11 protein-coding genes are annotated in these 15,233 nt (G+C 46.5%); 3 read left to right on the forward strand and 8 right to left on the reverse strand.

Annotated features, from left to right (window positions below; genetic code table 11):
• Window positions 1-61: 61 nt before the first annotated feature.
• The 3 genes from E2R65_RS05190 to secA all read right to left on the reverse strand — a co-directional run bounded on the left by E2R65_RS05190 (window position 62) and on the right by secA (window position 5,303).
• A complete protein-coding gene (locus tag E2R65_RS05190; protein ID WP_134335440.1) occupies window positions 62-1,246 on the reverse strand; it encodes a M20 metallopeptidase family protein in 1,185 nt (394 codons plus the stop codon).
• Entirely contained in the window at window positions 1,239-1,706 is a 468-nt protein-coding gene (locus tag E2R65_RS05195; protein WP_134335441.1) for an SPOR domain-containing protein, read from the reverse strand. Before E2R65_RS05195 ends, E2R65_RS05190 begins: the two co-directional genes overlap by 8 nt.
• Window positions 1,707-1,994: 288 nt before the next feature.
• Complete coding sequence (gene secA / locus E2R65_RS05200; protein ID WP_134335442.1) at window positions 1,995-5,303, reverse strand: preprotein translocase subunit SecA; 3,309 nt, start codon at window positions 5,301-5,303, stop codon at window positions 1,995-1,997.
• A gap of 349 nt (window positions 5,304-5,652) precedes the next feature.
• Here secA and purD point away from each other — a divergent pair, with 349 nt between their 5' ends.
• Window positions 5,653-6,927 (forward strand): phosphoribosylamine--glycine ligase, encoded by a 1,275-nt coding sequence (gene purD, locus E2R65_RS05205; RefSeq protein ID WP_134335443.1) that lies wholly within the window; start codon window positions 5,653-5,655, stop codon window positions 6,925-6,927.
• A gap of 94 nt (window positions 6,928-7,021) precedes the next feature.
• Window positions 7,022-7,222 carry a hypothetical protein gene (locus E2R65_RS05210; RefSeq protein WP_134335444.1) on the forward strand — a complete coding sequence of 67 codons (201 nt, stop codon included), beginning with the start codon at window positions 7,022-7,024 and terminating at the stop codon, window positions 7,220-7,222.
• 54 nt (window positions 7,223-7,276) lie between these two features.
• On the opposite strand, the gene E2R65_RS05215 is transcribed toward E2R65_RS05210, so the two are convergent.
• Genes E2R65_RS05215 through E2R65_RS05225 form a run of 3 tightly spaced genes read right to left on the reverse strand, consistent with a single transcriptional unit; the run spans window position 7,277 to window position 10,865 of the window.
• Window positions 7,277-8,407: a TlpA disulfide reductase family protein gene (locus E2R65_RS05215; protein WP_134335445.1), complete on the reverse strand. Its 1,131-nt coding sequence runs from the start codon at window positions 8,405-8,407 to the stop codon at window positions 7,277-7,279.
• Window positions 8,408-8,458: 51 nt separating this feature from the next.
• Window positions 8,459-9,631 (reverse strand): AhpC/TSA family protein, encoded by a 1,173-nt coding sequence (locus E2R65_RS05220; protein ID WP_134335446.1) that lies wholly within the window; start codon window positions 9,629-9,631, stop codon window positions 8,459-8,461.
• 52 nt (window positions 9,632-9,683) lie between these two features.
• A complete protein-coding gene (locus tag E2R65_RS05225) occupies window positions 9,684-10,865 on the reverse strand; it encodes a formimidoylglutamase (protein ID WP_134335997.1) in 1,182 nt (393 codons plus the stop codon).
• Between the two features lie 304 nt (window positions 10,866-11,169).
• Here E2R65_RS05225 and E2R65_RS05230 point away from each other — a divergent pair, with 304 nt between their 5' ends.
• Window positions 11,170-12,138, forward strand: coding sequence for an NAD-dependent epimerase/dehydratase family protein (locus tag E2R65_RS05230; protein WP_134335447.1), 969 nt, complete (start codon window positions 11,170-11,172; stop codon window positions 12,136-12,138).
• A gap of 207 nt (window positions 12,139-12,345) precedes the next feature.
• On the opposite strand, the gene rlmD is transcribed toward E2R65_RS05230, so the two are convergent.
• Window positions 12,346-13,770 (reverse strand): 23S rRNA (uracil(1939)-C(5))-methyltransferase RlmD, encoded by a 1,425-nt coding sequence (gene rlmD, locus E2R65_RS05235; RefSeq protein WP_134335448.1) that lies wholly within the window; start codon window positions 13,768-13,770, stop codon window positions 12,346-12,348.
• A gap of 635 nt (window positions 13,771-14,405) precedes the next feature.
• Window positions 14,406-15,158, reverse strand: coding sequence for a ferritin-like domain-containing protein (locus tag E2R65_RS05240; RefSeq protein ID WP_134335449.1), 753 nt, complete (start codon window positions 15,156-15,158; stop codon window positions 14,406-14,408).
• Window positions 15,159-15,233: the final 75 nt, after the last annotated feature.

A 15,233-nucleotide genomic window follows, 5' to 3' on the forward strand; every position in this document is an offset into this window, starting at 1 on the left:
TAATAGTCCATAGCCCATGGTGAAAACTTCTATGGGCTATCGTCTATGGTCTATTAACTAATTAATTTCCTAACTGTTTGATAGCCAGGTAAGCCATCAGCCCCGTGCTTTGCTCCAGTGCGCTTTCTTCTACATCAAACGTTGGGGTATGTACCGATGAAGTGATACCGCGGCTTTCGTTACGGGTACCCAGGCGGTAAAAGCAGGAATCTGCCACCTGCGAGTAATAGGCAAAATCCTCGGCAGCCATCCAGATATCCAGATCAAGCACATTCTCTTTGCCTAAATAATCTTCGGCATGGCTGCGGGTATTGGCGGTTAGTTTTTCCTCGTTGATCAGGAATGGGTATCCCCGCATAATATTAAATTCGCAGCTGCCGCCCATGCTTTCGGCAATCCCCTCAGCAACTTTTTTGATCTTTAAATGGGCCTCAGAACGCCATTTTTCGTCCATCGTACGGAAGGTTCCTTCCAGGTAAACTTCGTTGGGTATTACGTTAGTGGCGCCGTTGGCGATCACCTTTCCAAATGACAACACCGATGGACTTTTAGGATCTGCAGAGCGGCTGACAATAGTTTGCAGCGCGGTGATGATATGTGCGGTAATTACAACCGGATCTACATTTTGCTGCGGTTGCGCACCGTGGCCGCCTTTACCCCTTACGGTTACATAAAGCTCATCTGTCGATGCCATATACTTACCCGCGCGGAAACCTACCTTGCCGGCATCAATCAGCGGCATTACGTGCTGGCCAATAACGGCCTGCGGTTTGGGGTTTTCCAGCACACCTTCCTGTATCATCAGGCTGGCGCCACCGGGCAGTTTCTCCTCCGCCGGCTGAAAGATGAGTTTTATGGTACCGCCAAACTCACTTTTAAGGTCGGTTAATATTTTGGCTACGCCTAATAACGATGAGGTATGCACATCGTGGCCGCAGGCGTGCATTACACCGGGGTTTTGCGATTTATAGGGCACATCATTGGCTTCGGTAATGGGCAGCGCATCCATATCGGCGCGCAGGGCCACCACCTGGTCAGACGGTTTATCGCCTTTGATCAGGGCCACCAAACCGGTATCGGCCATTTTATGATATTCCAGCCCAAGCTCTTGTAATTTGCCGGCCACAAACACCGATGTAGCTACCTCGTGAAAAGATAATTCGGGGTGGGCGTGCAAATGCCTGCGGTTAGCCACTACATCGTTAAAAATATCCTTAGCTAATTGCTGTATCTTTTCTTTAATCATTAGTGATAACCGTTTTGGGTGGATTGATCTTTTCTGAGATAATAAACATAATAGGGAACAGGGGCTTTAGCTGCTCTTTCATTCGCTCGGCTTCAATGCGCGAACGGAAATCGCCGGCCCTTACCTTAAAGTTCGGTTCGCGGTAAACAATGTAGGTGCGCATTTCCGGAAACTCGCTGTTAAATTTTGCCTGTGCGTTATAGGCCGCAGCCCGGTTGCTGCCATTGTAGATCTGCACCCGGTAACCATATGCTGAATAGCCGGATGCCGCCCCGCCACCGCTTTTACTATTAAGCGTACCGCGTTTGGCTAAAAGCGTATCAAACAAAGGCGGTGCTACTACCTGTACACTGCCCCTGGTTTGCGCAAAGCCTTGCGCAGACAGGGTGAGCAGTAAAAATAAAAAGCAATATCTGATGAGGCTTATTGGAGCTTTATGATCAAACGTTGCTTTTTTCATTTTTTGATATTTCCTTTTAACCGTCATTGCGAGGTACGAAGCAATCTCTTCAGGCATATCGGTTATGCTTAGTGCTGAGATTGCTTCGTACCTCGCAATGACGCGTGGGTTATTTTATATTATCATGGTAAGCCTGTCGAACCATCAGTTTGCTAATGGTTCGATAGGCTCACCATGACATGCTAAAACGCCATAATAATATACATTATGTCAGTATGAGTTTATCGAAGACTTATACGCTTGGCAATGGTTCGACAGGCTCAGACTGACATTCGTACAAGCCGGCTATTAATTCAACCCCTGGCCGTGGCAGCTTTTGTATTTTTTGCCGCTGCCGCAAGGGCATGGGTCGTTCCTGCCTATTTTTTGTTCAACCTTTACCGGGGTTGGCTTTTGCATTTCGCGGGTATCGTCCATCGCTACTCCGTTTGCTTCACCAGCCAGTTCGGGCTTTGAGGTACGCATGTTCTTCAGGTCAAGCTTTGGCTCAGGCCTCGCCTCGCGTACCTGCTCTGGCTCCTGCTGTACCGGGATACCACCCCTGAACAGGAAGCTAACCAACTCTTTATTCACGTTTGATAACATCTGGCGGAACAATTCAAACGCCTCGAACTTATAAACCAACAGCGGGTCTTTTTGTTCGTAAACCGCGTTTTGTACGCTTTGCTTCAACTCGTCCATTTCGCGTAAATGCTCTTTCCAGGCATCATCTATCAGCGAAAGGGTTACGTTTTTCTCGAATGATTTAAATACTTCCAAACCATGGTTATCAACCGCTTTTTTCAATGGTACTGCCACCTGCAAGCCGTGGATACCGTCAGAGAAGGGTACCACAATATTCTCTACATACTGGCCGCGGGTATCGTAAACATCCTTTAATACCGGGTATGCCTGCTGGGCTACGGCCTCGGCTTTGCGTTTGTAAAACTCGGTTGCTTCAATAAAGGTACTATCTACCAGTTTAGCTATAGATGTAGCTGCAAACTCTTCGGCGGTAACTTCGGTATCTACCGAGAACAGGCGGATGATCTCCATCTGGAACCCTTCATAATTGGCGGCTTCTTTGTATTCGGTAACTACATCTTCAATAACATCAAATACGGTGTTGCTGATATCTACATCCAGTCGGTCGCCAAATAATGCGTTCTTACGTTTGGCATAGATAACGGTACGCTGCGAGTTCATCACATCATCATACTCCAGCAAACGTTTACGGATACCAAAGTTGTTCTCTTCTACTTTCTTCTGCGCACGCTCAATTGATTTAGAGATCATCGAGTGCTGAATAACTTCGCCCTCTTCGATCCCCATCCGTACCATCAGGTTAGAGATCCGTTCCGAGCCAAATAAGCGCATCAGGTTATCCTCTAACGATACAAAGAACTGTGAAGAGCCCGGGTCGCCCTGGCGGCCTGCACGGCCACGCAACTGCCTGTCTACCCGGCGCGATTCGTGGCGCTCGGTACCTACAATGGCCAAACCACCGGCGGCCTGTACGCCCTCGCCCAGTTTAATATCCGTACCACGGCCGGCCATGTTGGTGGCAATGGTAACCGTACCTGCTTTACCGGCTTCGGCCACAATGTCGGCCTCTTTCTGGTGCATTTTAGCATTCAGTACGTTATGTTTGATGCCGCGCAGTTTCAGCATGCGGCTTAGTAATTCTGATATCTCTACCGATGTGGTACCTACCAGTACCGGCCTGCCGGCTTGTGTAAGTTTCACTATCTCATCGGCAACGGCATTATATTTCTCGCGGATGGTACGGTAAACCAGGTCCTGCATATCTGCACGGCTGGTTGGCGTGTTGGTTGGTATCTCTACCACATCCAGCTTATAGATCTGCCAAAACTCACCTGCTTCGGTAACGGCGGTACCCGTCATCCCGCAAAGCTTGTGGTACATCCTGAAATAGTTTTGCAGCGTTACAGTAGCAAAGGTTTGGGTTGCATCCTCTACCTTCACATTTTCTTTAGCCTCGATGGCCTGGTGTAAACCGTCGGAGTAGCGGCGGCCATCCAATACGCGGCCGGTTTGCTCATCCACAATCTTCACCTTTCCTTCATCCAGAATGTATTCGGTATCTTTTTCAAATAAGGTGTAAGCCTTCAGTAATTGATTAACCGAGTGGATCCGCTCTGATTTGATCGAGAAATCGCGCATCAGTTCATCTTTCCGCGCTATTTTCTCATCAGCAGGCGCATCAGATTTTTCGATGTTGGCAATCTCGGTACCTACATCGGGCATTACAAAAAAGTTAGGGTCTTCGCCGGATGTGGTGATCAGTTCGATACCTTTTTCAGACAGTTCTACCGAGTTGCTTTTTTCATCGATGATGAAAAACAGTTCAGAATCTACCTTAGGCATTTCCTTACCCTGGTCCTGCATATAATGGTTCTCTGTTTTTTGTAATACCGTACGGTTACCGCCTTCGCTTAAAAATTTAATAAGCGCTTTATTTTTAGGCAGGGCACGGTGGGCGCGTAATAAGGCCAAACCGCCATCTTCAATACCGGTATTGCCATCATTAATGGCTTTTTTAGCCTCATTTAAAACAGAATTTACGTATGCTTTTTGCGCATTAACCAAACGCTCTATACGTGGTTTCAGTTCATAAAACTCATGCTCGTCGCCACGCGGTATCGGGCCCGAGATGATCAGCGGGGTACGTGCATCATCAATCAATACCGAATCCACCTCATCTACCATAGCGTAGTGCAGCTTGCGCTGTACCAGCTCTTCGGGGCTGCGTGTCATATTGTCACGCAGGTAGTCAAAACCAAATTCGTTATTGGTGCCAAAAGTAATATCGGCCAGGTAAGCCTTACGGCGCTCTTCTGAGTTTGGCTCGTGCTTGTCTATACAATCAACCGCCAACCCGTGGAACTCGTATAGGGGCCCCATCCATTCGCTATCACGGCGTGCCAGGTAATCATTCACGGTTACAATGTGTACACCCTGGCCGGCCAATGCGTTTAAGTATGCCGGCAGCGTGGCTACCAATGTTTTACCCTCGCCCGTTGCCATTTCAGATATTTTACCCTGGTGCAATACAATACCACCTATTAACTGTACATCGTAATGTACCATGTTCCAGGTAACCTCGTTACCGGCAGCCAGCCAGGTGTTGTGGTGAGTGGCTTTATCGCCTTTAATGATAACGTTACTCTTTTTTGCAGCCAGTTCGCGGTCAAACTGGGTGGCGGTAACCTCGATAGTTTTGTTTTGAGCAAACCTGCGCGATGTTTCTTTCACTACGGCGAAAGCCTCGGGCAAAATATTCATCAATATCTCTTCCAGTTCTTTATTGCGGTCTTTTTCCAGCTTATCTAACTGCGTATAAAGGGCAACCTTTTCGCTTACCTCCATGTTCAGTTCAGTTTCGGTACGCGCTTTAATGGCCTGTATCTCGGCATCTATCCCGGCAAGGCCGGCTGCAATGGTTTCTTTAAATTCTGCGGTTTTGGCCCTAAGCTCGTCGTTGGTTAGCTGGTCAAGTTTGGCGTAGGCCGCTTTAACCTTCTCTACAATAGGCATAATGCCCTTAACGTCCCTATCTGATTTGCTTCCGAAAAGCTTACTGAAAAAATCTAACATATTGTATTTATATAATGCACCAAACTCAATAATTGCGCCAGTGCAATTTTAAAGTCATTTTGACAGGCAAAGGTACAATTTAATGTGCAAATATGCGGATGTGCGGATGTTGTAAATGTGCAGATGTGCGAATATGCAGATAAAAGAAATTTATACTAACGATAAGTGATTTCCCTTGTTTGTATAATCTCAAATTTATCAGGGAACCCATCGTTCATTCGTTTTACAAGCCAGTTGCCTGGTAAATCTACAATTATCCCATCAAATAATTCGTCTACACATTACGTATCCAGGCATTTGCATATTTGCATATTCGCACATCTGCACATCAAACCTTATCTTTGCCCGTATGAATATCCTGATCCTTGGTTCGGGCGGAAGGGAAAGCGCCTTCGCCTGGAAAATCTCTCAAAGCCCAAAATGCGATAAACTGTTTATTGCACCGGGCAATGCCGGCACCGGCCAGTATGGCACCAATGTAAACCTAAAGGTTACCGATTTTGACGGCATAAAAGCTTTTGCTTTAGGCAACGATATTAAAATGGTGCTGGTTGGGCCCGAGGAGCCGCTGGTAAAGGGGATTCATGATTTCTTTTTGGCTGATGAGCAGTTAAAAAACATCCCGGTGATTGGCCCGCAGCAACATGCGGCGCAGTTAGAGGGCAGTAAAGATTTTTCGAAAGCGTTTATGCAGCGCAACGGCGTACCTACCGCCGCATCGCGCACGTTTACGCGCGATACCCTGCAGGAAGGTTTTGATTACCTGGCAACCGCAGGGTTACCCGTGGTATTAAAGGCCGACGGACTGGCAGCCGGCAAAGGCGTTTTAATTTGCCTTACACTGGAAGAAGCCCGCCAGGAACTTTTAGAAATGCTTACGGAAGCCAAGTTTGGTGATGCCAGCTCTAAAGTGGTTATCGAGCAGTTTTTACAGGGGATAGAGCTATCTGTTTTTGTAATGACAGATGGCAACAGCTATAAGGTTTTACCCGAAGCTAAAGACTATAAACGCATTGGCGAAGGCGATACCGGTTTAAATACCGGTGGTATGGGCTCGGTATCGCCGGTGCATTTTGCGGATGCTGCCTTTATGCAAAAGGTAGAGCAAAAAGTGATTATCCCAACCGTTGAAGGTTTGAAAAAAGAGGGCATCCCCTACAAAGGGTTTATCTTCATCGGCCTGATGAATACCCACGGCGAACCCTGGGTTATTGAATATAACTGCCGCATGGGCGATCCCGAAACGGAAAGCGTTATGCCACGTATAGAAAGCGATTTTGTAGACCTGCTGCTTGGTGTTGCCGAAGGCAACCTGGTAGAGAAAGAGTTGGTGATATCTGACAAAACTGCCGCGACAGTGGTTTGCGTAGCAGGCGGTTACCCCGGCGAATACCTGAAAGATAAAACCATCAGCGGGATAGAGAACGTGCGCGATTCGCACGTTTTCCATGCAGGCACTACCCTGGTTGGCGAAGATATAAAAGCAGTTGGCGGCCGTGTATTAGCGGTAACCAGCTTGCAGGATAATATGTTTGATGCCCTGCAACAAGCTACAGCCGATGCCGCCCGGATCTATTATGACGGGGTGTATTTCCGTAAGGATATAGGATTCGATCTGTTGTAATTTATCGGGTGATAGATAATAGTTTTACCTTTTTCTTTTTTGTTAATAATTAACTCATTATTAGTATATTGGGTTACATTTAAACCAAACAAAAATGAAAAAACTAAAAGAACTTGGAAAGGCACTAACCAGAAAAGAAATGAAATTTGTTAATGGCGGGTATGCACAATGCGTAGAGGGTTACGTTTGCGGCCCATCATGCCCGGATCCTAATGGCCCTTACACCATTTCAAAGGGATGGGCTTGCACCAGCCCGGGTGGGGCATGTAAGCCGGTTGAATGCGTTTACAACTAATAAAAAATGCCGGGACCATTTAAAATCCCGGCATTTTTTGTGATGCTTTTCAACTTATATCTTCCCGAACAATTCCACAAGTTTGGCATGCAGGTCGTCGCCGCGCAGGTTTTTGCCGATGATCTTGCCGTTAGGATCGATCAAAAAGTTTTGCGGGATGCCGCGCACGGCATACATATCGGCTGCTTTGCTGTTCCAGAATTTAAGGTCGGATACCTGTGTCCAGGCCAGGCCATCTTTGTGGATCGCTTTCAGCCACGCTTCTTTGCCGTTCGGCCTGTCTAACGATACGCCTAAAATGGTAAAGTTTTTGTTTTTATAAGCATTATAGGCTTTAACCACATTCGGGTTTTCGGCACGGCAGGGGCCACACCATGATGCCCAGAAATCTATCAGCACATACTTACCGCGAAAGGATGATAAACTTACCATTTTACCGGCAGTATCGGCCTCGGCAAATTCAGGCGCTGTTGCCCCCAGGGCTACGGCTTTCAGCTTGGGCATCATTTCTGCAAATTTTTTGCCCGGCTCGGTAGCCTTTACTTCCGGCGAAAGTGAATTATATAACGGCTCTATATCCTTGTAATCGGCAGCGTAGGCGAATGATTGCAATACATTAAGGCTAACAATTGAGCCGGGGTGCGTTTCAATGAATTTTTTGTTCAGCACTCTTTCCTGCGCATCAGCTGCCTTTTCTTCGGCTTTGTTTTTGGCAATATAAGCAGCAGATTTTTTTTGTTCTTCGGTAGCTGCCTTATCTTTCGCTTCCATTGCTTCGTAAGCATCACTTACAGGTTTTAAAGCTGTATGGTAGGCCTCATTCTCTGTATTGGTTTTAGTGCCGTTAACGGTTGCCCTGGCTATTTCGCCAACGCTGTTTACGGTGATTGTACCCGGTTCAACGTAAATGGATTTATAATCGCGCGAGTTGTTGATGCCTGTGCCTTTATCATTCAGCAATAAATAACCCTGGCTTGGTGTAACATCGGCATCGCCTGTAAGTTTAAATTCGCCGTTATTCAGTACAGCCGAATCCAGGATGGTTTTGTTATCCTTACGGTATTGAATGTAAACTTTGGCGGGGGCGCTGTAGGTGCCCAGTTTACCTTGTACGGTAAATTTGGTGTCTTGCGCGGCGGCAAGCAACGGCATTAGCGCGATGGCGCTCAGGAGTATTTTTTTCATATAGGAGTATCAGTTTGTTAGTGCCCTAATATCAAAGTAATTAACGGTAAATCAAATTTTACCGAGTAACTTTTCTAATGCGCTATCCAGGTCGTCGCCGCGCAGGTCTTTGGCTACAATTTTTCCTTGTGGGTCCAGTAAAAAGTTTTGGGGGATAGATTGCACGCCGTACAAACCTGCTGCCAGGTTGCTCCATCCCTTCAGGTCAGATACATGTGTCCAGGTAAGGCCGTCGTTTTTAATAGCGGCCAGCCAGGCGGCCTTGCCATCCGGTTTATCTAAGGATACGCCTAAAACGGTAAAGCCTTTAGCTTTGTATTTGTTGTACATTTTAACCACGTTGGGGTTTTCCTGGCGGCAGGGGCCGCACCACGACGCCCAAAAATCTACCAGTACATACTTACCGCGCAGGGACGACAGCCTTACCGGGGTACCGTTAACATCGTTTTGCGTAAAATCCGGTGCGGTGGCGCCAATAGATGTTAGTTTAAGCGCATCTATCGCTATTTTTAGCTGCTTACCACCTTCGGAGTTTTTAATATCGGCAGATAGCAGGTTGTATAAAGGCTCTACCTCGGCAACATTGGGCGAGGGGCCGCTGACGCTTGAGAGTGCCAGCAGGCTGATATAGCTTGCCGGATGCGTGGTAATAAAGTTTTTAAGCACAGTTTTCTGCTCGGCCTGCAGGGTTTTGTATTTACCCTGCATGGTGTTTTGGAACGCGGCCGAGCGCTGTTGCTCGGCCGTAGCTTTTTGTGCTTCCTGCGCTATCGCTTTGGCTTTATCTATAATTACCTTTAACTGCGTTTTAAGCGCTTTGTTATCGTCGTTTGTAGGCGAACCTGCCACATCTGCGGTAGCTACAGAATCTTTACCGGCAATGCTGATGTTGCCTTTCTCCAGGAAAAAGCTTAAACCGTCGGCAGTTTTAGAAGGGCCGCCATCCGGGAAGTTCTGCTCGATATATTTAGCGAACCCCAGGTTTTTATGATCGATAAATATGGATGCATTCACCGGGTCCATCACTACCCCATCAAACCTAAATTCGCCGTTAACAATACTGGCCGAATCGGTTACGTTATTGGCGCCCAGGTAATAAACCAGGTAGGCCTTTGCAGGGCCGGTGATACCGGTAAGCTTGCTTTTGATGGTAAAGGGCTGCGCATTTTGGGCCGACGCCAAAACAGGTAAAAAGGCCGCCACGGCAAACAGAAATTTCTTCATTTAAATAATAGGATAAATAAACATAACGTGTAAACGCCTCATGAATTGCAGGTTAGTTTAATTTTTGATAGGTGCGCCACCACAGATCGGGCATTTCGCCGGATACCGCTGTTTTATAATCTTCGTACCGGCAGGGCACCAGATGGAAGCGTTCGTTTTTTGACCCGCCTGTAGGGTAGGGCACCTGCATCCACCAGCGGTCGCTTTTTTTGCTCTTTACAAATACCAGTTCGTGCTCTTCGTGCTTCAGGCTGGTTTTGTAGATCAGGTACTGCGATTTGGGATTCAGCGGAAAATCGCGCTTGCGGTTATAAAAGCCATCTATAAAATACCAAACCATTTGCGATAGCAGCATGGCGGTTTGCCCGTTGGTATCATAAGCCGGGTTAAACTCGTAAAAACCTATAGAGGTAAGCTTATCGCTGAAACCGGCATACCGGCAGATCTGGCAGGCCTCTTCGCCATAAAACCCGTTTGGTTTGGCATTGGCATTACCGGCCGCATCTGATGAGCGGATGGCCCCCATATCAAAGCTAACCATATTGGCATTGCGGATGATGGGCTCGGCCACGGCTATGTTCTGGGTAAGTTCGCCCAGGCGGTGTACATCAAAGTACAATTTATCCATCACCCGTAAACTGTCCTGGCTGGCAAAATAGGTTTGATAGCCCATATTGCTGTAGTTGAAAAGGTAATTGGGCTCGTGCAGGAATACTTTATTAAGATAGGCCGCAGAGGTGGTTTCAATGCTTTCGTGGAAACCATCGTCGTCCAGGTCAAACATCGCATCTACCACCAGCAGGTCTACCTTTTGCTCCAGGTTTTCGTAGCCCAGGTACTGGGCGTAGGTAAGGTCCTGCCCGCCGCCGATGATCAGGGGAACAATATCTTTTTTGATCAGTTCTTCTACCACCGTTTTTAGGGCGTAGTAGGTATCTGTAACGGTTTCGCCGCGGGCGATGTTACCCAGATCAACTATTTTGGTGGTGTAACTGCCTTCGTGCAGCTGGTACAATTTTTCGCGGATGTAATCGGGGCCTAAGCCGCAACCGGGGTTATTGATGGCATTGCGGTCGTCCATTACGCCAATAATGGCGATGTCGGTTTTTTCTTCCAGATCCGGAAAATCAACCGAATGATGATTGATCTTATCGCCCAGCTGGCTGGTGAAGTATCCATTTTTCGGTGTGATCTTTTTAAGATCTATCGGTGTAAAAAAATCAGCTAAAGACATGTTTTTGATGTGCGAATATGCAGATGTGCAAATGTGCAGAAAAAAATAGATGTGCAGATGGGTAGATGTGCAAATATGCTGATGATAGATGTGCGGATGTGCAGATAGGTAGATGTGCATATTTTGCAGATGTGCGGATAGGTAGATGTGCAAATATGCAGATATGTGAATTTTGAATGGGAAGCCAATTCAATCATTTAATATAATTTTCTTATCATCTGCACATCTGCATATTTGCACATCCGCACATCTATCATCCGCACATCTAATTTGCACATCCTCACATTTAATAACACATTTGCATATGATCTTAGTAACTGGTGCAACAGGGTTTTTAGGGGCCGAATTAGCAAAGGAACTTATCCTGCGCGGAAACAACATCCGCTGCACTAAGCGGTCATCATCATCCATCCCCCAAATACTGCAGCCTTATGCCGCTAAAATTGAATGGGTTGATGCCGACCTGATGGATTTTGACGCGCTCGAGATGGCATTGGAAGGTATTACACAGGTTTATAATTGTGCGGCGTTTGTATCGCTGAAACAGGCCGATAAAGAACCGATGATCCGTACCAATGTACGCGGCACCGCCAATTTGGTTGATATTTGTGTTGAAAAAGGTATGCGTATGGTGCATACCAGTTCGGTAGCGGCCGTGGGCGAAGCTAAACCGGGAGAACTGATCACCGAAAACCATCACCTGGATTCGTCAACAGAAAACGACGGCTACGCGATATCTAAACTGGAAAGCGAGATGGAGGTTTGGCGCGGTATTGCCGAAGGGCTGGACGCGGTTATTGTAAACCCCACCATCATTATCGGTGCCAGTGCAGGCACGGCAGGCAGCGGGCAAATTTTTGAAACTGTACGCCAAGGCCTTAAATTTTATACCGGCGGTACTATTGGTTTTGTAGATGTGCAGGACGTGGCCAAATGTATGATAGCCCTGATGGAAACCGATATCAGCGGCGAGCGTTATATCATCAATGCCGAAAACCGCCCTTATAAGCAAATTTTTGAAGAGATAGCCGTTTGTTTCGGCGTAAAACCACCCGCCACGCTTGCCAAACCCTGGATGATGGAACTGGCCTGGCGCGGGGCATCTGTATTAGGGTTTTTAACCGGCAAAGCGCCTGCCCTTGATAAAACCAGCGCCCGCGCAGCATCTGTAACCCGCGAGTTTGATAATAGTAAAATTAAAAAAGCCATTGGTTTTGAGTTTAAGCCCGTGAGCGAAAGTATAAAGGAGATTTGTATAACGTTGAGGCATTAGTTATTGCTGGTTGGTAAGCTTACTCACCCCGACGTCGCTGCGCTTGTCGTCCCTCTTCTGTTGGAGAAAATAACGATGATATGGGGGGTAGAGACGCGATACTTCGCGTCTCCCTTACTTCGCGTCTCCCTTACGCAAATCCAGTTTGATAATCCAGTCGGGGGACGCGAAGTATCGCGTCTTTACAATTTCTGATGACAAAAAGAATTACTTCCTTAACTGCAACAACACCACATTCTCTACGTGCTGGGTATGCGGAAACATATCTACGGGCTGGATCTTAACGGTATCATACTTTTCTTTCAGCACCAGCAGGTCGCGGGCCTGGGTAGCGGCATTGCAGCTTACATACACAATTTTTTCTGCTTCTATCTCCATCAAACGGGCCACCACATCGGCATGCATGCCGGCGCGTGGCGGGTCGGTGATGATCACATCCGGTTTGCCGTGCTCCACCACAAAATCATGCACTAGCACATCCTTCATATCGCCGGCGTAAAACTTAGTGTTGGTAATATCATTAATCTGCGAATTTACCTTAGCATCTTCAATGGCAGATGGCACGTACTCTACCCCTACCACCTGGCGTACATGGCCGGCCACGAAATTGGCGATGGTACCGGCACCGGTGTAAAGATCATAAACCAACTCGTCGCCGGTAAAACCTGCAAAATCGCGGGTTATTTCGTATAGGCGCAGGGCTTGTATAGAGTTGGTTTGATAGAATGATTTGGGGCCAACCCTAAAACGCACTACTTTGCCATTGGCAGCGGGCATTTCTTCGTGAATAAATTCGGGGCCGCGCCATGCTATTACTTCCTGGTCAAAAATGGTATCATTCATTTTTGTGTTCAGGATATACAGCAATGATGTTACCTGCGGGAATGCAGCATCCACATAGTTCATCAGCAAATTTACCTGCTCTTCATCCGTGTGCGCAAAAACTACGATCACCATGATCTCGCCTGTGGATGAAGTACGGATGATGAGGTTACGTAAGGCACCCGTATGAGCACGCACATCGTAATAGCTAATGCCATTTTCTTTGGCGAAAGCGTTGATGCTGTTCCGCAGATCGTTTGAGGGCTCGGCCTGTAGGTAGCAATGGTTAATGTTCAATATCTTATCAAAACGGCCGGGGATATGGAAACCCAGTGCGTTCATATCCAGCGTTTCGTCTTCGCGGCTTTCGCCATCGTACAGCCAGCGTTTGTTAGAAAAAGTATATTCCAGTTTATTGCGATAGTACCTGTCGGCAGGCGAAGGCACAATGGCATCCATGTGTTCCACATCTATTTTGGCAATGCGGGTAAGCGCATCGTGCACGGCTTTTTGTTTAAACTTTAGCTGCGCATCGTAGGTCATGTGTTGCCATTTGCAGCCGCCGCAGGTGCCAAAATGCTCGCAAAAAGCAGGTACGCGATATTCTGATGGGGTGATAAGTTTAGTGATCTTGGCCTCGCCAAAGCTTTTTTTACTGCGGTAAACCTCTACATCTGCCACATCGCCGGGAACGGCCTTTTCTATAAAAAGCACAAAATCTTCGGCTTTGCCCACACCCTTGCCTTCTTCGGCAATATCAATAACAGTTACGTTCTCAAAGAACTTAGGTTTTTTTGCAGATCTACTCATCAGGCTGCAAAGTTAATAAATTAGTGATTAGTTGATTTGTGCATAGTGATCAGGAAAAGACAATTAGAAATTGTATAGATCCCGCCCCTTAAATGGGGTGGCAATGAAAATAAATGAGCAAAAGAATTTCCAGCCCGCCTACTATTGTTGGCGACTAACAAGTAATGTTGTTGTTTTCAGATAAACAGGTGCAAGATATCGTTCCAAAAAGTATCCGGTTCGGTGTCTTCCTTATCAAACTGTTCGTCTATCAATTCAGAAAATTCAGTTAGTTCCCTACTCATGGCGCTAATTTTTACTATGCAAACATAATATTTTTTATACCAAAAACCAAAACGGTATTTTGAAATTTATGAACAAAAGTTTAATAAATAATCGATTGTATAATGCATTATTCAATCGATTATTTTCATGCATCATGGGGACTATCGCTTTGTAGCTCATGGAAAAAAACAATAGTGCCTTGTAGAGGCTACCTTTTTTTCCATGAGCCAAAGATAAGCCGCTTACCTATCAGATTATAGGGTAGACCCTACGGGGCAATAATCAAGGTTTATTATACTACAAAGCGGTAGCCCTTACAGGGCAGCAAAGCATGATGACATACAGCCAATGAATCTTACAGCTAATGAATCTTAATTTCCGTATTTAAAAATCATTTTTTGATAATCTGAAGGCGGGGCCGTTATGGCACTAATGGTTTTCTTATACTTATACTGCATCTTTTTTACATACATATCAAACGTTACACCGCCTGCCATAAACAGTTTTTTGTGTCCGTACCAAACCAACAGCGACGTGGCATGGAAAAAATGCTTGTAAGCCATCTTGCGCCAGGTTTTAGAAAAGTTTGATTTACCATCGAATATAATAGCCAGGCGTTCTGTTTGGAAGGTAATGTGTGGGGCTTCGTCTATTAGGATGTCGGTACAGATATCTTTTAATAAGCGGCAGTTAGTAGCATCTTTAAGGGCCTGGTAAAAGATCTGGGCGGTACTTTCTACCACAATAACAGCAAGCGTCCATAACTCCATATTCGTATTGAAATAGCGCACTTTACGGAACAGCGTATCTCCCCAGTCTTTTTTTACCCGCTGCTGGCCTATTTTATCGATATACCTGCCCAGGTTATTACCATGCTTTTGCTCTTCTTTAATAAACAGGCGTACGGCATCCACATAGTCCGGGTCGCCCAGGTGAAAGGCGTACTTTGTTGAAGCGGCTATCAGGTGCTCCCCTTCGGATGTTTCGCCCAGTTGCCAGGCCTGCAGCGATGGCAGGATGGCTGCGATCTCGTCCTGTGTTATTGCCGGCGCGGTGTTCCAGTTAATTCTTTTGTGGCGGGCATTTGCCTGGAAATACCCTATCCAATAATTGCTTGTATGCATCGTTTTTTTGATGTTTGTTGTCTGAACTCGAATTAAACGAATTAAGGAATGAATAGAATTAGGTAAAGGCATTCT

The organism is Mucilaginibacter phyllosphaerae, assembly GCF_004378255.1.
Taxonomy (GTDB): domain Bacteria; phylum Bacteroidota; class Bacteroidia; order Sphingobacteriales; family Sphingobacteriaceae; genus Mucilaginibacter; species Mucilaginibacter phyllosphaerae.